Genomic DNA, 17,515 nt, shown 5'->3' with positions numbered 1-17,515 from the left:
ACCTACCCACCGGCCGCCGCGGCGCAAGCGGCGCTCAGGCCCTCTGCCCGCTGGAAGCAGGCGCTGAACTGATCGACCCACTCCATCTCGGCTCCCACCCGGCAATCGGGCAGGCCCCGGATGCAGTCCGCCACGTCCTGCAGGCGGTCCTTGTCGCTGTCCGAGCAGGCCTCCAGTGCGTCCTCGCAGCGCCCCTTGTCGAAGTCCTCCTCGTCCATCCCCGTGTCGGTCCCACAGGCCTCCGTCTGATCGTTCACCGCCCGGCTCGCGTCGGCCAGGTCGTCGCAGACGTCGTCGCCGCCACAGCCGACGCCGAACAAAAGGGTGCCGGCGGCCACCAGGCCGTACATGAGTTTCTTCATTGTGGAATTCCCCCCGGGGGTTGATGGTAGGACGGTGTGAGGCCGGGCTTTTTCGGCCGGACCCTCAGGTAGGGGCGCCTGGGAGCGGGGGCAATCTGCACCGCCGGACGAGATGATCCAGCATCCGTCTTGACTCCCCAGGGCATCTCCCGTAAATCCGGCCGTCCTTTGCGCTAGGGCGGCCCGTCCGTCCGAAATGCGCGGCCGATTCCACGGGTTGACCCAACCCGAAGCTGACAGGGGTTAGACGATGTACGCAGTGATTCGCACGGGCGGAAAGCAGTATCGCGTCGCCGAGGGCGATGTCCTCCGGATCGAGAAGATCGCCGGCGACATCGGGGCCGAGGTGTCCTTCACCGACATTCTCCTGCTGGGCGGTACGGACAGCCCGAAGGTGGGCCGGCCGACGGTCTCCGGCGCTCGCGTCGTGGGCAAGGTCCTGGCGCAGGACAAGCACCGCCGCGTCCTTCACTTCCGCAAGGAGAAGGAGGGTTGGACCCGTCGCCGTGGCCACCGTCAGCCGTACACCGAGGTGAAGGTCACCTCCATCTCCGGCTAGTCCGGACGGTTTCACCTCAACTTCAGGAGCAAGGTGTCATGGCCCATAAAAAAGGTCAGGGTTCTTCGCGCAACGGTCGCGATTCCAATCCGCAGTACCGCGGCGTGAAGGTGTACGGAGGCCAGGAGGTCTCGGCCGGCAGCATCCTGGTTCGCCAGGTCGGCACGGTCATCCACGCGGGCGCGAACGTGAAGCTCGGCCGCGACTACACCCTCTACTCGGTGGTGGACGGCGTGGTGAAGTACGAGCGCCTGGGCCGCGACCGCAAGAAGGTCTCGGTCTACCCGGCCGCTGAGCAGCCCAGCGCCTGACGGTTTCCCGGCCCCTCTGAGGGCCGGTCGCCGCGCGGCATCCACGAGCGGGTCGCTTCTCCCGTCCCCGCGCCTTCTGGCGCACAGGACGTGAGGCGGCCCGCTCTGCGTTTTTCAGGAGAGCTTTCATGAAGTTCGTCGACGAGGTCCGCATCTTCGTGAAGGCGGGCGATGGCGGTAACGGCTGTGTGTCCTTCCGCCGTGAGAAGTTCATCGAGCGCGGGGGTCCCAACGGCGGTGACGGCGGCAACGGTGGTTCCGTCATCTTCGTGGCGGATCCGCAGCTGACCACGCTGCTCGACTACCGCTACCAGCAGCACCACCGCGCGAAGAGCGGCGAGCACGGCATGGGCAACGACTGTAACGGTCGCGCCGCGGAGGACATGATCCTCAAGGTGCCGGTGGGCACGCTCGTGAAGGACCACGCCACGGAGGAGCTGCTGGTGGACCTGAGCCAGCCGGGGCAGGTCTGGGAGGCGGCGAAGGGCGGGCGGGGCGGCCTGGGCAACATGAACTTCGCGACCTCGACGCGGCAGACGCCGCGCTTCGCCCAGGACGGGACGAAGGGCGAGGAGTTCACGCTGCGGCTGGAGCTGAAGCTGCTGGCCGACGTGGGCCTGCTGGGCTTCCCCAACGCGGGCAAGAGCACGTTCATCTCGCGGGTGAGCCGGGCGCGGCCGAAGATCGCCGACTACCCGTTCACCACGCTGGCCCCCAACCTGGGCATGGTCCAGTACAAGGACCACCTGTCGTTCGTCATGGCGGACATCCCCGGCATCATCGAGGGCGCCAGCGAGGGCGTGGGCCTGGGGCACCAGTTCCTGCGGCACGTGGAGCGGTGCAAGGTGTTGATCCACCTCATCGACATGGGCGCGGAGGGCGAGGGGCGCGAGCCGCTGCACGACTTCGACGTGCTCAACCGGGAGCTGGAGAAGTACAGCGAGGAGCTGTCGAGGCGGCCCCAGGTCGTCGCGGCGAACAAGCAGGACCTGCCGGACGCGCAGGCGCGGCTGGGGCCCTTCACGGAGGCCCTGCGTGAGCGCGGCATCCGCGTGTTCCCGGTGTCGTGCGCCACGGGCGAGGGGATGCAGGCGCTGATGGACGCGGTGGCGGAGGTGCTGTTCACCGGCCGCACCGACAAGCTCCACGTGGAGGCGCCGCCTCGGGCCAAGGGCGCGGCGAGGAAGTCCGGGGCCTCCGTGGCCAGGGCGACCATCGCGGCGGTGCGCGAGGCGTTCTCGGGCAGCGAGGCTCCGAGCACGAAGAAGGCCCCGGCGAAGAAGGCCGCCAAGGCGAAGAGCACGAAGGCTCCGGCGAAGAAGGCCGCCAGCGCGAAGAAGAAGCCGGCCACGAAGAGCGCGAAGGCTCCGGCGAAGAAGGGCGCGGCGAAGAGGGCTGCGGCGAAGAGCACCAAGGCCGCCGCGAAGAAGGCTCCGGCGAAGAAGCCGGCCGCGAAGAAGACCTCGGCCAAGAAGTCCGCCACGAAGAAGGCTCCGGCGAAGAAGCCGGCCGCGAAGAAGGCTCCGGCGAAGAAGTCGGGCGGGAGGCGCTGATCCGATGTCCGGTGGTGGCCCTCGCTACGAGCGCTTCGAGAAGGACAAGCTGGAGCCCGAGCAGTTCCTCCTCGACGTGCGCAAGGAGAAGATCGACCGCGTCGTCAGCCAGCGCACGCGCAACTTCACGGTGGTCCTGGACCGGCTGGAGGACAGCTTCAACATGGCCGCGGTGCTGCGCACCTGCGAGTCCATGGGCGTCCAGGAGGTGCACGTCGTCATCAACCCGGAGGCTCCCTTCCTGCCGAACTCGAGGGTGGCCCAGGGCTGTGACAAGTGGCTGGACGTGAAGCTGTACAAGTCCTTCGCCGAGTGCCGCGAGCACCTGAAGTCGCGGGGCTTCCAGCTGTACGCCTCGGCCATCCGCGAGGGCGCCACCAGCCTCTACTCGCTGCGCTTCGACCAGAAGGTGGCCATCGTCCTCGGCAACGAGCGCTACGGCGTCAGCGACGACGTGCTCAACGCCGTGGACGGCACCTTCTGGGTGCCGATGAAGGGCTTCAGTCAGAGCCTCAACATCTCCGCGGCCGCCTCGGCGTGCGTCAGCCGGGCGATTGCCTGGCGGGACGAGAACCTGGAAGGCGGCTCGGGGGACCTGCCGCCCGAGGAGGCGCAGGCCCTGCGCGAGCGCTTCTACGTGCTGGCCATCAAACAGAGGAAGCGGCTCTTCAAGAAGCAGCCATGAATGCCGGCCCCCCGGGGCGCGTCGGTATGGGGTAGATGGACGCCGGGGGCCTACCTGCCCTCCTGGAGACGCACGCCATGTTCCTGGAAACCCTGCTCGCCACGCTCCTGTCCGCGCAAGCCGTGCCGCAGTCCTCCGCTCCCGCTCCGGCCGCCACGGTGGCCCAGGGAGCCCCGGCGGGCGCTGGAAAGCCCCTGGTCACTCCGTCCGAGGCGGCGAAGACTCCGGCGCCCTCCGGTGTGAATCAGGCCGCTCCCGCGCAGGCGCCGGGCAAGCCGGCCACGACGCCCGCGCCGGCCGCCGAGACGAAGCCCGCGGCGAAGCCGGCCACGCCGATGACGCCCGAGGTGAAGACGCTCGTCGACCGGATGCAGGCGTTCTACGAGAAGACGGGCGACTTCCGGGCGAGCTTCAAGCAGGACTACAAGTACAAGACCTTCCGCCGGACGCAGTCGTCGGAGGGCGTCGTCACGTACAAGAAGCCGGGGCTGATGCGGTGGGAGTATCAGACGCCCTCCGCGCGCACCTTCGTGCTGGCCGGCAACAAGGTCTACGCGTACGACCCCGCGGCCCAGTCGCTCACGGTGGCCAGCGTGGACACCAGCCAGCTGTCCGCGTCGGTGACGTTCCTCTTCGGCCAGGGGCGGCTCGCGGACGAGTTCGCCATCACCAAGGGCGCCTGCAAGGACTGCAAGGGGACGCTGCTGGTGTTGAACCCCCTGAAGGAGGAGCCGCGCTTCAAGCAGGTGCGGCTGGAGGTGGACCCGGCGTCGGCCCAGGTGCTGAAGAGCACGGTGGTGGACCCGGATGGCAGCGAGAACACCATCTCCTTCGTGAACCTGAAGACGAACGTGGGCCTGGCCGCGGACAGCTTCAAGCTGGATGTCCCGGACGACACGCGCGTGGATGACTTCACCAAGCAGAAGACGCAGTAACCTGCGCGGCGTGCGCGGCGCGTTCCTGCTCTGGCTGTGTCTGGGTGTGGTGGGCTCGGGATGTCACCGGGAGGTGGCACCCGGCCCGTCGTCCCGGACCGAGGGGCTGGTGGGCCGCACGTTGCCGCTGTTGGCCTCGCCCGCGCTGAGGCTCACGGTGGCGGGGAAGCTGGGGACGCGGACGGTGCCCGTCGTCCTGGACGTGGCGCGGCCCCTGTCGATGGTCTCCCAGGAGTGCTTCGAGGGCGGCATCCCTCCGCCCGAGGGCACCGTGCGCGCGCCCGAAATCGCCGGGGGCTTTCGTGCCTGGCCGGTGGTGCCGTTGCCCGCGCTCACGGTGGGGGGCGCGTCCGTGCCGCTGCGCACGGCGGGCGTGTCCGGGGAGAAGCCCTGCTCGGTCACGCTGGGCTCGGACGTGCTGGAGCCCTACGCGCTCACCGTGGACCCCTTGCGTCGCGAGGTGACCTTCACGGCCTCTCGGTCGCGGGAGGCGTATGTGGCGGAGACCTCCGCGTCGGACGCGGCGCGGGAGGTCCACCGCGTGGAGCTCAGCCGCGAGCCGGTGGGGGACTGGCCGCTGCTGGCCGCTCGGGTGGCACAGGGGGAGTCGGAGCTCACGGGCCCGTTCGTGTTGTCGACGCGGGAGCCCTTCTCGCGCATCGCGCTGGGGCCCGCGGAGGCGCAGGGGCTGCAGCCGCTGGAGACGGCGGCGAACCTGCCGCCACGCACCTTCGCGGTGGACTCGGTGGACGTGGCGGAGGGCGTGGGCGTGCGGCCTCTCGTCGTCGAAGCGGCGGGGCGATGGGACTCACCGAGCAGCCTCGGTCGACTGGGCCCGGATGTCTGGGGGCGCTTCACCGCGACGCTGGACGCGAAGGGCGGGGTGCTGGTGCTGCGCAGGCCCCGGGTCCTCGCGTCCGAGGCTTCAGCGTCGAGGGGCACCGAGGCGCTCGGCCCGGACAACGTGGAGAGCGTGGGGCGGATGCAGGGCAGCTCTCCCGACTCGGGCATCGCGTCGGGAGGAGGCGCCTCGTCGAAGGGGGCTCGTCCCGACGGCCTCTCCACGCCAGCGCCAGGGCCCGTAGCCGCGTTGGAGGACACGCATGACGTATCGAGACCCGGGCCGGCGGCCACACCGGCGGAGGTCTCTCGGGAGGTCTCCAGCCCGTCGGGAGCTCCATCTTCACGGCTGACACCGCGCCAGCGCTGCGCGGATGCACACGGTGTCTTCAGCGAGGAGGCCTGTTACGGGCTCCATGTGCGCCGCGAGCCGGACGGGACGGTCTCCGTGGTCGGCGCGGTGTTCCGAGACCTCCCAGAGGGAGGTCGGGTGCACCTGGAGCCGGTGGGCGCGGAGGGGCAGCGCCTGGAGCCGGGCTGCGCGGTGGGCCTGAGCTTCCCCGCCACCAGCCGGGGTCTCACGACGCAGCACCGTCTGCCCTGGCCCTCCCTGGCGCAATCGCTGCCCGCGTGCCACGCCGCGCTCACACAGGCGAAGGACTTCCGGCTGTCCCTCTACGAGGAGGCACGTCAGCCCGAGTGCCCCACGGCGTGCGCCTTCGTCACCGAGACGGCCACGCGCCGCACGGTGTGCGAGTGCCAGCCCACGCCGCTCGGAGAAGGCGTCGCGGCGCCATCCCGCAAGAAGACCTCGCGCGAGCCCCCGCCCGAGGAGCGCGAGCTGGAGCCCGAGGACCCTCGGTAGTCGCGCGCGGGCTCGCGTGACACGCGCCGAGGCCCCGTGCACCCGCGTGAGCGGGCGCGAGCGGCACTGTCGAGGAGCCTCGCTCCCCCCAGTCACCGGGTCCTTCCTCGGGGCTCCGTCGCGAAGACGGTGAGCTGCCCCGAGGCGCGCGGTGCCGAGGAGCCACGCTCCCTCCAGGCACCTCACCCCAGACAGCCAGACGCCCGGGCCACGTCGCGAAAGGCGCGCGGCCCGGGATGCTTCACGTCTACTCCAGCCGCGTCACCGGCCGGGGCGCGGGCACCACCGGCACGGGGGCCGGGTGCGCGTCACGCGCCACGTGCTGACGCTGCTTCGGGTCCGGCCGCTCCACCACGCGCGCCACCAGGTCGTAGTCGTGCGCCTCCGTCACCTCCACGGTGACGAGCTCACCCGGGTACGCCAGGCCGTCGTTGATGTAGACCAGACCGTCAATCTCGGGCGCCTGCCCCTGGTGGCGACCCACCAGCAGGTGCTCCGTCTCCGGCGCCGGGCCCTCCACCAGGACCTCCAGCCGCTTGCCCACGAGCTTCTTGTTCTGCTCGCGGTTGATGCGCTTCTGGATGGCCATCACCTCGCGCCACCGGCGCTCGATGATCTTCTGCGGCACCTTGTCGGGCAGGTCGTACGCCGCCGTGCCCTCCTCGTCGGAGTACTGGAAGACGCCCAGGCGCTCGAAGCGCTGCGTCTTCACGAACTCCTTCAACATCTCGAAGTCCTCCTCCGTCTCACCCGGCAGGCCCACGATGAGCGACGTGCGCATCACCAGCCCCGGCACGCGCTCACGCAGCTTGGTGAGCAGCCCCTTGAGGAACTCCGAGTTGCGGCCACGCTTCATCGACAAGAGCAGCTTGTCGCTCACGTGCTGCACCGGCATGTCCAGGTAGCGGGCAATCTTCGGCTCCGACGCCATCACCTCGATGAGCTCGTCCGGGAACACGCGCGGGTAGGCGTAGTGCAGGCGGATCCACCGCACGTCCACCTTCACCAGCGCCTTGAGCAAATCATGCAGCTTCGGGCGGCCCGGCAGGTCATGCCCGTACGCCGTGAGGTCCTGCGCGACCAGGTTCAGCTCCTGCACGCCGCTGTCCGCCAGCCGCTTCGCCTCGATGACGATGTCTTCGATGGTGCGCGAGCGCTGCCCGCCGCGCAGCGTGGGGATGATGCAGAACGCGCAGGCGTTGTCACAGCCCTCGGACACCTTGAGGTACGCCGTGTACTTCGGCATCGAGTTGATGCGCGGCGTGTCGGCGTCGTGGATGTAGTCGGGGTCCGGAATCACCTGACGCGGCGACGCCTCGGCCGCCAGCAGGTCGCCAATCTGGGCGTACGCGCTGGTGCCCAGGAAGTGGTCCACCTCCGGCATCTCCTTCGCCAGCTCCTCGCCGTAGCGCTGGGACAGACAGCCCGTCACCACCAGCGTGCTGCAGCTCCCCGACTTCTTCAGCTCGGCCATCTCCAGGATGGAGTCCACCGACTCCTGCTTGGCCGGACCGATGAAGGCGCACGTGTTGACGACGATGACCTGCGCCTCGGAGGCCTCCTGCACCAGCGTGTAGCCGCGGTGCTTCAGCGTGCCGAGCATCACCTCGGAGTCCACCCGGTTCTTCGGGCAGCCGAGGGTCATCATGTACAGGCTCTTGGTGGTTTCCACTGCGGTCTACCTGCTTCCCAGTTCGGTTCGCGTGAAGTGGTCCCCACTCCAAACGAAGTTCATCATCGCGCCGTTCGAGTAACGGATGGTCAGCCCGTCCTCTTCGTCCAGCTCCACCGAGGACGCGCGCCCCAGCGCGCAGGTGGCGGCCGGCCACTCGAGCACTCGCCGCGCCGTCTTCCCCGTCACGAGGTAGAGCCCCAACCGCAGCTCCGTCTCGGCGTCGCATTGACCCGCGACGGCATATGGATTCTTCCCCGAGAGCACCGTCACGAAGGACAGCTCGCCTGTCAGGCTGAGGGACTCGGGGACGTTCACGTTCACCGACTTGGCGTCCACGGGCTTGCCCACCACCAGCTCGCGCAGCGACTCGGGGGACAGCTCCTCGTCCCCCTGCGCCCAGGCCGGGTAGCTGAGCAGGTCCCACCCCAGCCAGCCGGTGGCCGCGGGCTCCAGCGCCGTCACGGACTCGGGCGGCTTGAGCTTGAGCGCCTTGCGCGGCTCGTCCGGCAGCCGCAGCGCCTCGCCCACCATGGTGCCGCTCTGGCAGTTGGAGACGGGCACGCCCTTGCCCTCGCCATCCTGGTCCTCGTAGGTGATGCACACGTCCATCACCATCGGGTCGATGGAGGGGAAGCGCGGCAGCGCGCGCACCGGCACCGCCGCCACCAGCGACAGCGTGGTGCCCCGGCGCTCCACCGCCCCGTTCACCTTCTGCTGGGCGAACTCCGGCGTCCCGCTGGTCGCGCCCGAGTCCCGCTTGCCGTCGAACCCGAAGCGCCACGTGTAGCCCGTCGTGAGCGGGCCCGTGTCCGGGAAGTAGATGGACAGCGTGACGGTGTCGCCCGCGAGCAGCTGGTCGTCCTTGGCGTCCACGCCCACGTAGAGCGTGTCCTTGCGGAAGCCCACCTTGGCGGTGAACGACGCGCTGGCGCCGGACACGTCCGTGGACTTGAGCGTCAGCGGCGAGGCGAAGCCCTTCAGGCCGCCCTGCAGCTTCGGCGGCTTGGACATGTTGGGCACCAGCTTGGACGGCCGGGGCGGGGGAAGGGCTTCGTCCTGCGCGGAGGCAATGGCCGGGACACAGAGCAGACAGCAGAGGGACAGGGCAGCGACTCGCATGGCTTCTATCAATCGCGGAAGTTGGTGAACTGCATGTCCAGCTTCAGTCGGTCCTGCTCCTTGCGGAACAGGGCGATGGCGGCCTGGAGGTCGTCCCGGTTCTTCCCGGTGACTCGCAGCTGGTCGGCCTGGATGGAGCCCTGCACCTTCATCTTCGAATCCTTGAGGAGCTTCACCAGCTCCTTGGACTTCTCCACCGGGATGCCCTGCTGGAGCTTGATGACCTGCTTCACGTTGTGCAGGCCCGTCTTCTCGATGTCGCCGTAGTCGAGCGCGTTCAAGCTGATGTTGCGCTTGGCCAGCTTCGCCAGCAGGACGACCTTGGCGGCCTTGACGTGGTCCTCGCTGTTGGCCTTCACGGTGATGGCCGTGTTGTCCGGGGCGATGACTACGTCCGCCTGCGCACCCTGGAAGTCATAGCGGGTGCTGAGCTCCTTCTTGGTCTGGTTGACCGCGTTGTCGAGCTCGGCGATGTCGATTTTCGAGACGACGTCGAACGAGGGCATGGGCAACAGCGGCGCTTAACACACCTACACCCTGACGACCATGGGCACCACCAGGGGGCGCTTGGAGCTGTACAGCCGGAACGCACGGCGCACCACCCGGGTGAGTTCCTCTCGCACCAGGGCGTCGTCGCCCCGCAGCTGGACGGACAGCTCCTCGAAGAGCGCCCGGGCGTCCTGGGCCACCCGGGGCAGCAGCACCTGTTCATCCAGCGACAGGCCCTGGCCCGACAGCTGGGGGCCGCCCACCAGCTGCTGCGTGCCCCGCTGCAGCACCACGACGGCGGCCACCAGCCCCGTCTCCGACAGGCGGACCCGCTCGTGGAGTGTGTCCGGCGTCACCATGCCGCCTCCGAAGCGGTCCTTGAAGATGCGGCCGGAGGGCACGCTCCCGGTGAAGCGGCCCCGGCCCTCCTCGAAGCCCACGACGTCGCCGTCCTGGGCCAGCAGGCACTGCGCGGGCTCCAGGCCGGCCTCGCGGGCCGTGGCCAGGTGTCGGTGCAGGTGGCGGCCTTCGCCATGGACGGGGATGAAGTGGCTGGGGCGCACCAGCTCCAGCACGCGCTGCTGCTGGGGCCGGCTGGCGTGGCCGGACACGTGGACGCCGGGCTCCACCTGGGCGTACACGACCTTCGCGCCCCGCCAGTGCAGCTGGTCGATCAACGCCCCCACGCCGCGCTCGTTGCCGGGGATGGGGCGGGAGCTGAGGACCACCAGGTCTCCGGGGCCCACCTTCAGCGGCCCGTCACCGGAGGCGAGCTGCGACAGGCCCGCGCGGGGCTCTCCCTGCGCGCCGGTGGTGAGCACGAGCACGCGCTGGGCGGGGAGCAGCGGCACCGTGTCCAGGTGCACGAAGAGCGAGTCGGGCACGTCAAGGTAGCCCAGCTGCCGCGCCATCTCCACGTTGCGCTGCATGCTGCGGCCCTGCAGGGCCACCTTGCGCCCCAGCTTCTCCGCGAGCGTCAGGAGATGTCGCACGCGGTGCAGGTTGGAGGAGAACAGGGCCACGACGATGCGGCCGGTGGCGCCCTGGAACAGGCGCTCGAAGGTCTGCTCCACCACGCGCTCGCTGCCGGTCTCCTCCGTCAGCTCGGAATTGGTGGAGTCCGACAAGAGGCACAGCACGCCCTCCTCGCCGGCCTCGCCCCAGCGCTCCAGGTCCGTGCGCAGCCCGTCGATGGGGTCCGGGTCCAGCTTGAAGTCGCCGGTGTGGATGAAGGTGCCTTCGGGCGTGCGGATGATGAAGCCCACCGCGTCCGGCACGGTGTGCGTGACGCGGCTGGCCTCCACCTTGAACATGGTGCCGACGTTGAACGGCTCGCGCGGCTCGATTTCGCGCAGGTCCGCCTCCACGCCCAGCTCGTCCAGCCGGTGGCGCGCCATGGCCAGCGTGAAGCGCGTGCCGTACACGGGCACATTCACCTCGCCCAGCAGGTAGGGCAGCGCGCCCAGGTGGTCCTCGTGGCCGTGCGTGAGCACCACGCCCTTGAGGCAGGCGGCGTTCTGCTTCAGGTGGGTGAAGTCCGGGATGATGATGTCGACGCCGGGCATCCCCTCGGAGGGGAACATCAGGCCCGCGTCGATGAGCAGCATCTCCCCGTTGCAGGCGATGACCAGGGAGTTGAGGCCGATTTCTCCCAGGCCGCCCAGGGGAATGACTTGAAGCATTTGGGGGAGTCTAAGGACTCACCCCGCCTCGCGCGGTGGAAAGTTTCGCCGTGACATCCATGAAGGGGCCGCGGACCCCGGCGATGAACCTGGACGGCGGGCGGCCTAGGAGAGACGGATGGGCAGGCCGCAGCCGCAGGGCGACGCGGGCCGGGCGGTGGCGCTGGTGCCGAAGAGGTCCGGGTAGCGCAGCCAGGGCTTCTGGGCGACGCCGCTCCAGGGCTCCAGCTTCGTGTGAGGGGTCCAGGGCCTGAGCGGCAGCCTCAGGAACGGCCGAGGGGGCTGCCCGGAGAGTCGGATGGGGAGCCCCGCGCCCTCCAGCCTGTGCCCGTCGAACCTGTCCCGGCGAGGGGTGGAGGGGGCTCCCGTCTTCGGTGACGCGGGCCGGGGCGCCGGGGGAGTGGGCTTCGAGGTGGCCGGGCGTGGACCCATCCTGGCGGCGGACTTCGATGGCTTGTCGATGCTCATGACGCAATCCCCCATCGCGTGCGGTGCCTTCAGTGAAAAGGCTTGCATGGGGAGTATCGGGCGAGGCCGGCGCGAAGGTGCTTGGGATGGTTTTCGAGGGTTGGCTTTTCAGGGACGTGACACGGGGCCGGTGCTCATCCAGTCCCGGACGCGGCGGGCCTCGGCGGTCCACAGGTCCGGTGTGGCCTCGTAGAAGCCCAGGGCCTGCTGCGCGAGAGAGCGCGCGCGGGAGGACTCGGCGGCGCCGAGGGCGCGGGCGAGGGCGAAGCGGGTGGCGGCCAGGTCCTCTCCGAGGCCCGGCGTGGTGGCCCGCAGGGTGAGGGCGCGCTCCAGCGTGGCCCGGGCCTCGCGGGTGCGTCCCAGCGCGAGCTGCGCGAGGCCGAGCGTGGTCAGCGGCGCGGCCTGGTCGGGGTGGCCCTTCTGGAAGGCCTCGTAGGCGTTCACGCTGCTGCGGGCCAGCTCCACCGCGTCGCGCGTGCGTCCCTCGCTCAACGCGAGCTGGGCCAGAAGCGCCCAGTCGGCCGCGGTCTCCGGATGCGTGGCGCCGTGGGTCTTCAGGTCCAGCGCGAGGGCGCGCTCCCGCAGTGGACGCGCCTCCGAGAAGCGCCCGAGGGATTCCAATGCGGTAGCAAGGTTGTTGAGGGGATAGCTGAGCGTCGCGCTGTCGGGGCCCATCGCGCGCTCCTCCAGGGTGATGGCCTGGCGCAGGTAGGGCAGGGCCTCGTCGAAGCGGCGGCGGAGCGTCAGGTGATAGCCGACGGCGTTGGCGGCCAGGGCCGTCTGGGGATGGTCGGGCCCCATCACCACCTTCGTGAGGTCGAGCACGCGGTGGAGCAGCTTCGAGGTGCGCTCCGTCTCGTCGGTGCGGGAGAGAGCGGAGGCTTGATTGCGCAGGGACTCGAGCGTGAGCAGGTGCTCGGGGCCGTGCGCCTGTTCGCGCAGGGCCGCCGAGCGTCCGAAGGCCTCCGCGGCCTCGGCGTACTGGCCGCGGAAGAACGCGTTGCGCGCGAGGCTCGTGTGGAGCAGGGCCTCCAGCTCCGGGGCGCCCCCCGCGCGCTCGATGCTGGCGCGGGCCTGCGCGACGCCCCACTCCTCGAGCTCGGGGGAGCGCGAGAGGGTGGTGACCCAGCGGGCGGCGGCGCGCGCGGCGACCTCGTCATGGCGCGTGGCCTGGGCAAGCAGCAGGGCCTCTCGCAGCGCCTTCTGCGCGCGCGCTTCGTCTCCGAGCACCAGGCCCAGGCGTCCCTCCAGCTCCAGCGCCTCCGCGAGCACGGGGCGGTAGCCGAGCGCGCGGGCCTGGACGAGCAGCGCCTGGAGCTCCGTGTGGGCCTGCTCGTAGCGGCCCGCGTCCACCAGGGCGGTGGTGCGGTCCAGTCCGGCGCGGAGGCGCTCCACGCGCTGGCGTTGCTCGCTCGACTCGGGGAGGCCCAGGCGCAGGGCGTCCACGTTCGCGCAGTCGTCGACGGAGGGCAGCCGCTGGGCGGCGTCCAGCGCGGTGGCGAAGGAGGCTTCGTCCGTCTGCGCGAGCACGCCCACCACGGCGTCGAGCGTCGAGCGGCGCCGCTCCAGGCACGCCATGCGCAGCGACAGCACCGCGTCGGATTGGTGGCCATGCACACGGGTGGCCTCGCAGGCCTCCAGGTGCATGCGCGTCCAGTCCTGGGCGAAGGTGTCCAGGCTCTGCGTCACGCGCGACAGCAGCTCGGGGGCCTGGGGCTTGTGGGTGGCGGAGAACGCCTTGCTCACGGCGTCCCGGCGCGAGGCGTCCCAGATGCCCGTCAGCCGCGCCCCTGCCTCCAGACAAGGCGCGTGACGGCGATTGCCCATCCACCACGCGACGCCGATGGCGCCGTAGAGCACGAGCACGCCGGCGGCCATGATTCCCCGGCGTCGCCAGATGACGGACGGGTCCTTGCTCAGCTCCGCGAGCAGGGCCTCCATGGAGGGGTAGCGGGCGTCGGGGGTGGGCGCGAGTCCCCGGCTGATGGCGCGCAGCAACCACGCGGGGACGCGGCTGCCTCGCGGAGGTGGGCGCACGTTGCCGGCGAGCGACTCGCGCAGGTAGACGCTGGCGGCCTTGCCCTCGAAGGGGAGCTGTCCGTAGAGGGCCTCGTAGAGCGAGGCGCAGAAGCTGAACTGGTCTCCGCGCGCGTCGGTGCGTCCGTCCTCGTGTTGCTCGGGCGGCATGTACGCGGGCGTGCCCATGACGAGGCCCGCCTCGGTGAGCGGGGACTCCAGGAGGTCTTCGCGCCGCAGGGCGAGCTGGGAGGGCGCGGTGGGACGACCATCCTCGGCGGCCTCCTGGTCCGCGCTGTTGCGAGCCAGTCCGAAGTCCGTCACCTGCGCGCGGCCGTCGCGGCTGACGAGCACGTTGGCGGGCTTGAAGTCACGGTGGACGAGCCCGGCGGCGTGCGCGGCGGCGAGCCCCTTGCCGGCCTGGCGGAAGAGGTCGAGGACGTCGCGCCAGGAGTGGTCCGTGGCGCGCAGCCAGTGGCGCAGGGACACGCCGTCGACCAGCTCCATGGCGATGAAGACGCGGCCGGCGAAGGTGCCCGCGTCGTAGACGGAGACGACGTTGGGGTGGGAGAGGCGGGCCATGGCCTGGGCCTCTCGCAGCAGGCGCGTCGCGCCGTCGGCGCGGACCACGGTGTTGGCGCTCGGGTGGAGCAGCTTGATGGCGACGCGGCGGTGCAGCTCCGGGTCGTAGGCGTTGTAGACGACGCCCATGCCGCCCGAGCCCAGCTTGTCGAGGATGTGATAGCGGCCGACGAGCGTCCGCGAGGGAGCCTCGATGGATGGCGGCTCCGACGATGGGCGAGGCACACGCTGGCTGTTGCCAGGTGGCGGAGCGACCTGCGTGCCAGCGCCGAAGGGAGGGCGGGGCGGAGGAGCGACCTGTGTGCCCTCGACGACGGGAGGGCGGGGTGGCGGAGCGACCTGCGTGCCCTCGACGACGGGAGGGCGGGGCGGAGGAGCGACCTGCGTGCCCTCGCCGTAGGTCGGTGATGGAGCGCCGGCGCTGGACGGGCCTTGGGATGCCGCGACCGGCTCGGAGGCGGAGGGAGGCGGAGGACCGGAGGCGCTCGCACCGGCCATCGGCCGAGAGGCAGGCGAGGGTACGGAGGTGCTTGCTCCGACCAGTGGCCGAGAGGGAGGCGGCGGACTGGAGGTGCTCGTGCCCACCGGTGCCCGCGATGACGGTGGCGGCACGGAGCTGCTCGCGCCGGCCAGGGGGCGCGACGGCGGAGGAGACGCGGAAGCGTCTTCACCGACCAGGGGGCGCGATGGATTCACGGGGGACTGCCCCGTGCTCGCGGACGAGGCCGGGGAAGAAGGGGTCGCCGCGTTCGTCCCGAGGGGGCTCGCTGGTGGCGTAGGTGCACGTCCAGCATTCGCGGATGATGCTGGGTCCGATGTCGCCGCCGCGTTCGTCCTGAGAGGCCCCGCTGGTGGCGTCGGTGCACGTCCAGCATTCGCGGATGATGCTGGGTTCGATGTCGCCGCCGCGTTCGTCCTGAGAGGCTCCGCTGGTGGCGCAAGTGCACGTCCCTCATTCTCGGAAGACGCTGGAGCCGATGTCGCCGCCGCGTTCGTCCTGAGAGGCCCCGCTGGTGGCGTAGGCGAGCGTCCAGCCGCCACGGATGACGCTGGAGCCGATGTGGCCGCCACGCTCGTCCCGAGCGGAGCCGGTGGAGCCGCGGCCGAACGTCCCTCATTCGCGGATGACGCTGGAGGCGAGGTGACGGGACTGCTCGCGCCGACGGGAGGCCGCGACGGTTGCCCCGAACTCATGGACACCTTCGGCGCCGGCGCAATCTGGGTCCCCGCCTCCGCGACCGCTGGGAGCTCCAGCAACGTCTTCGGACCCTCCAGGCGCCGGGGCACTGGCGCAATCAGTGTCCCCGCGTCCGGCGCGGCCTCCTCGGGATGAGCGCTCGAACTGCCCACCTCCGGGTCCATGCCCCTCTTCCGAGCGGCACGCAGTGGCTCCGTGGGCGGGTCGAAATCCCCCACCATCGCCATCAACGCGGCGCGCGGTAGGGCCAGCTCCGTGGCGTCCTCCTGCTGCGGCGTGACGCGATGTGCCGCGCTGCCGGGCGGTGTCAGCCTCGCCAGGAGCGCCGCGCACGCACGGCATCCCTCCGCATGGCGCCGCAGGCGCTGGGCCTCCGCGACGGAGAGCACACCGCTGACCAGCGCTTGCGCGGTCTTCTCGTCGAAGCAGGACACCCCTCGGATGTAACCCCACACGGCGGGTACATGAGAAGGGGGCCCGGATTCGCGACTCCCAATGGGCCACACAAGGGTCGGACACAGCCCATTCTCAGCCGATGGGAGCCCTGTCTGTCCTTTCGGCCCCACCCCCGGATGCCGCGGCGCGGCGAGCCGACCCCGCGCCGCCCGGGAGCCTCATCGGGGAATGAGAGCGATTGAGTCCAGGTACACCGCCGCCTGGTCTGCTCCCGAGTCGTCCTGGATGTAGAGGTCCTGCATCACGCCCGACGAGGCCCCCAGCGCATCGAGCGAGAGCGTGACCTTGCGCCACTCGCCCGCGACCAGCGGCCCGCCCAGCGCCTCGTCCAGCCGCTGACTCCCGAGCACGTTGGTGCCGTCATGCAGCACGACGCGCACCCCCTGACCGCCCGTGGTGCCACCATGCACCCACAACTCCAGGGACTGGTACCCCGACAGGTCCACGCCCGAGTGGTGGAGCATCAACCCCGCCCACGCGTCGGGCTCGAAGCGGATGGACGCCGAGCCCGAGTGGACCGTGGTCGTCTCGTCCAGCGAGTGCTCCGCCCAGCTCCAATCCGCGAAGCCTCCCTCCAGGGCATCGCCATAGATGCTCATCCCCGCGGTCGGCTCCGGCTCCGTGCGGCCGTTCATCAGCGCGAGCCCCTGCGACAGCGTCACCGTGAGCGCGCCCCGGGTGCGGAGGTGGTCCAGGATGCTGGCGAAGTTGGACGTCTTGTATTGCGTGTCGCGGGTCGGCGTTCCGTCCACGAACTCGTGGAAGACGAGGATGAGCCAGCTCTTCTCCGCGAGGGCCTGGTCAATCCAGCCGCGCACCGTGGCGACGGAGACGCCACGCGCCACGTCGTTGCCACGCAGCTCGTACACGATGGTGTCGCGGAAGTTCCGGCCCGCGTTCACCGTGCGGCTGCTGGCGTAGTGCTGCCGGATGGAGGCGAGCACGGTGGCGTCGTAGGCCCCATACGGGATGATGAAATCCGGCACCGCGCTCAGGCCCAGCGACCCCACCAGCCAGTCGCGCGAGTCCCGCAGCTCGGCGACGAGCTCGGTGGGCGACAGCGTGGTGAGGTCCGGGTGCGTGAGGGTATGGCTGGCGATGCCATTGCCCTCGGCGATGAGCGTCTGGACTTGGGAGGTGCTCATGTAGCCACCCCAGCCCTGGGCGAGCGCCTGGGTGATGATTCCATACGTCGCGGGAATCCCTCGCGCATTCAGCGCGGGCCGCGCCTTGGTGTACTGGGTGGCCCAGCCGTCATCCAGGGTGATGGTGACCATGCCCTGCGAGAAGGGCTCGGCCGCGAACGCGGACGTCGTCAACAGCACCAGCAGCGCGGCAAACCCTCGCATCGTCTCGGAACCCTTCGCCATGGACAGCCCCCCGGGCAGTTCGCCGCATGCGGCGCGAGGCGCGCGATAGCAGAGGACTTCCACACAGGGCAACCCGAGGCCCTCGACACGTTCACCCGTGGATGCGCGTCGCGCTCAGGGGGGGGCTGGGGACTCGCTCGCCGTCACACGTATCGAGAAGTGAGGTTTTGTCGTCGAGGGAGTCCTTTCCGACTTCATGAAACGGTCATGTTTCATCAGGGCTTTCATTCGGGCGGCCACACCCTTAGTGCGCGTGCCTGGAGCCGGCGTCGAGGCTCGTCGCCGTGCTCCACATGTGACTTCAACGGGAGACTTCATGAAGAGGCCGGAGTGGAGCGTGACTGCCACGA

Annotated in this window: 14 protein-coding genes; 6 read left to right on the top strand and 8 right to left on the bottom strand. The window is 70.3% G+C overall.

Annotation, left to right across the window (positions count from 1 at the left end; translation table 11 throughout):
• Positions 1 to 2: 2 nt before the first annotated feature.
• Positions 3 to 362 carry a hypothetical protein gene (locus OWM54_RS12620; RefSeq protein ID WP_223785725.1) on the bottom strand — a complete coding sequence of 120 codons (360 nt, stop codon included), beginning with the start codon at positions 360 to 362 and terminating at the stop codon, positions 3 to 5.
• Between the two features lie 250 nt (positions 363 to 612).
• On the opposite strand from OWM54_RS12620, the gene rplU reads away from it, so the two are divergent.
• From rplU to OWM54_RS12590, 6 genes are all read left to right on the top strand, one after another.
• A complete protein-coding gene (gene rplU, locus OWM54_RS12615) occupies positions 613 to 921 on the top strand; it encodes a 50S ribosomal protein L21 (protein ID WP_223747757.1) in 309 nt (102 codons plus the stop codon).
• A 38-nt stretch (positions 922 to 959) separates the two neighbouring features.
• The gene (gene rpmA, locus OWM54_RS12610) at positions 960 to 1,232 is read left to right on the top strand and encodes a 50S ribosomal protein L27 (RefSeq protein ID WP_046711556.1); all 273 of its coding nucleotides are present in this window, start codon (positions 960 to 962) and stop codon (positions 1,230 to 1,232) included.
• A 128-nt stretch (positions 1,233 to 1,360) separates the two neighbouring features.
• The gene (gene obgE / locus OWM54_RS12605) at positions 1,361 to 2,785 is read left to right on the top strand and encodes a GTPase ObgE (protein ID WP_267697683.1); all 1,425 of its coding nucleotides are present in this window, start codon (positions 1,361 to 1,363) and stop codon (positions 2,783 to 2,785) included.
• Between the two features lie 4 nt (positions 2,786 to 2,789).
• Complete coding sequence (locus OWM54_RS12600; RefSeq protein ID WP_267697682.1) at positions 2,790 to 3,470, top strand: TrmH family RNA methyltransferase; 681 nt, start codon at positions 2,790 to 2,792, stop codon at positions 3,468 to 3,470.
• A 77-nt stretch (positions 3,471 to 3,547) separates the two neighbouring features.
• Entirely contained in the window at positions 3,548 to 4,405 is an 858-nt protein-coding gene (locus tag OWM54_RS12595; RefSeq protein WP_267697681.1) for a LolA family protein, read from the top strand.
• Positions 4,406 to 4,415: 10 nt separating this feature from the next.
• Positions 4,416 to 6,110, top strand: a complete 1,695-nt coding sequence (locus OWM54_RS12590) for a hypothetical protein (protein ID WP_420715327.1) — start codon at positions 4,416 to 4,418, stop codon at positions 6,108 to 6,110.
• A gap of 247 nt (positions 6,111 to 6,357) precedes the next feature.
• Here the strand turns inward: OWM54_RS12590 and rimO are convergent, their stop codons facing one another.
• From rimO to OWM54_RS12555, 7 genes are all read right to left on the bottom strand, one after another.
• Complete coding sequence (gene rimO, locus OWM54_RS12585) at positions 6,358 to 7,755, bottom strand: 30S ribosomal protein S12 methylthiotransferase RimO (protein ID WP_420715373.1); 1,398 nt, start codon at positions 7,753 to 7,755, stop codon at positions 6,358 to 6,360.
• A gap of 33 nt (positions 7,756 to 7,788) precedes the next feature.
• Complete coding sequence (locus OWM54_RS12580) at positions 7,789 to 8,904, bottom strand: hypothetical protein (RefSeq protein ID WP_223747762.1); 1,116 nt, start codon at positions 8,902 to 8,904, stop codon at positions 7,789 to 7,791.
• An 8-nt stretch (positions 8,905 to 8,912) separates the two neighbouring features.
• Complete coding sequence (locus tag OWM54_RS12575; RefSeq protein ID WP_046711562.1) at positions 8,913 to 9,410, bottom strand: YajQ family cyclic di-GMP-binding protein; 498 nt, start codon at positions 9,408 to 9,410, stop codon at positions 8,913 to 8,915.
• 24 nt (positions 9,411 to 9,434) lie between these two features.
• Positions 9,435 to 11,075: a ribonuclease J gene (locus tag OWM54_RS12570; RefSeq protein ID WP_223747763.1), complete on the bottom strand. Its 1,641-nt coding sequence runs from the start codon at positions 11,073 to 11,075 to the stop codon at positions 9,435 to 9,437.
• Positions 11,076 to 11,180: 105 nt separating this feature from the next.
• A complete protein-coding gene (locus OWM54_RS12565; RefSeq protein WP_267697676.1) occupies positions 11,181 to 11,543 on the bottom strand; it encodes a hypothetical protein in 363 nt (120 codons plus the stop codon).
• Positions 11,544 to 11,651: 108 nt separating this feature from the next.
• Entirely contained in the window at positions 11,652 to 14,366 is a 2,715-nt protein-coding gene (locus OWM54_RS12560) for a protein kinase domain-containing protein (RefSeq protein WP_267697674.1), read from the bottom strand.
• A gap of 1,587 nt (positions 14,367 to 15,953) precedes the next feature.
• Positions 15,954 to 17,165: a polysaccharide deacetylase family protein gene (locus tag OWM54_RS12555; RefSeq protein ID WP_267697672.1), complete on the bottom strand. Its 1,212-nt coding sequence runs from the start codon at positions 17,163 to 17,165 to the stop codon at positions 15,954 to 15,956.
• Positions 17,166 to 17,515 lie beyond the last annotated feature (350 nt).

Origin of the sequence: Myxococcus sp. MISCRS1 (assembly GCF_026626605.1) — a bacterium.
GTDB lineage: Bacteria > Myxococcota > Myxococcia > Myxococcales > Myxococcaceae > Myxococcus > Myxococcus fulvus.
The sequence above is the reverse complement of the archived record's forward strand: the minus strand, read 5'-3'. Positions and strand labels throughout refer to the sequence as shown.

What these genes read in the sequence shown, in the direction of transcription:
- OWM54_RS12620 (WP_223785725.1), bottom strand. Translation starts at nt 362, where the DNA reads ATGAAGAAACTCATGTACGGCCTGGTGGCCGCCGGCACCCTTTTGTTC.
- rplU (WP_223747757.1), top strand. Translation starts at nt 613, where the DNA reads ATGTACGCAGTGATTCGCACGGGCGGAAAGCAGTATCGCGTCGCCGAG.
- rpmA (WP_046711556.1), top strand. Translation starts at nt 960, where the DNA reads ATGGCCCATAAAAAAGGTCAGGGTTCTTCGCGCAACGGTCGCGATTCC.
- obgE (WP_267697683.1), top strand. Translation starts at nt 1,361, where the DNA reads ATGAAGTTCGTCGACGAGGTCCGCATCTTCGTGAAGGCGGGCGATGGC.
- OWM54_RS12600 (WP_267697682.1), top strand. Translation starts at nt 2,790, where the DNA reads ATGTCCGGTGGTGGCCCTCGCTACGAGCGCTTCGAGAAGGACAAGCTG.
- OWM54_RS12595 (WP_267697681.1), top strand. Translation starts at nt 3,548, where the DNA reads ATGTTCCTGGAAACCCTGCTCGCCACGCTCCTGTCCGCGCAAGCCGTG.
- rimO (WP_420715373.1), bottom strand. Translation starts at nt 7,755, where the DNA reads ATGACCCTCGGCTGCCCGAAGAACCGGGTGGACTCCGAGGTGATGCTC.
- OWM54_RS12580 (WP_223747762.1), bottom strand. Translation starts at nt 8,904, where the DNA reads ATGCGAGTCGCTGCCCTGTCCCTCTGCTGTCTGCTCTGTGTCCCGGCC.
- OWM54_RS12575 (WP_046711562.1), bottom strand. Translation starts at nt 9,410, where the DNA reads ATGCCCTCGTTCGACGTCGTCTCGAAAATCGACATCGCCGAGCTCGAC.
- OWM54_RS12570 (WP_223747763.1), bottom strand. Translation starts at nt 11,075, where the DNA reads ATGCTTCAAGTCATTCCCCTGGGCGGCCTGGGAGAAATCGGCCTCAAC.
- OWM54_RS12565 (WP_267697676.1), bottom strand. Translation starts at nt 11,543, where the DNA reads ATGAGCATCGACAAGCCATCGAAGTCCGCCGCCAGGATGGGTCCACGC.
- OWM54_RS12555 (WP_267697672.1), bottom strand. Translation starts at nt 17,165, where the DNA reads ATGGCGAAGGGTTCCGAGACGATGCGAGGGTTTGCCGCGCTGCTGGTG.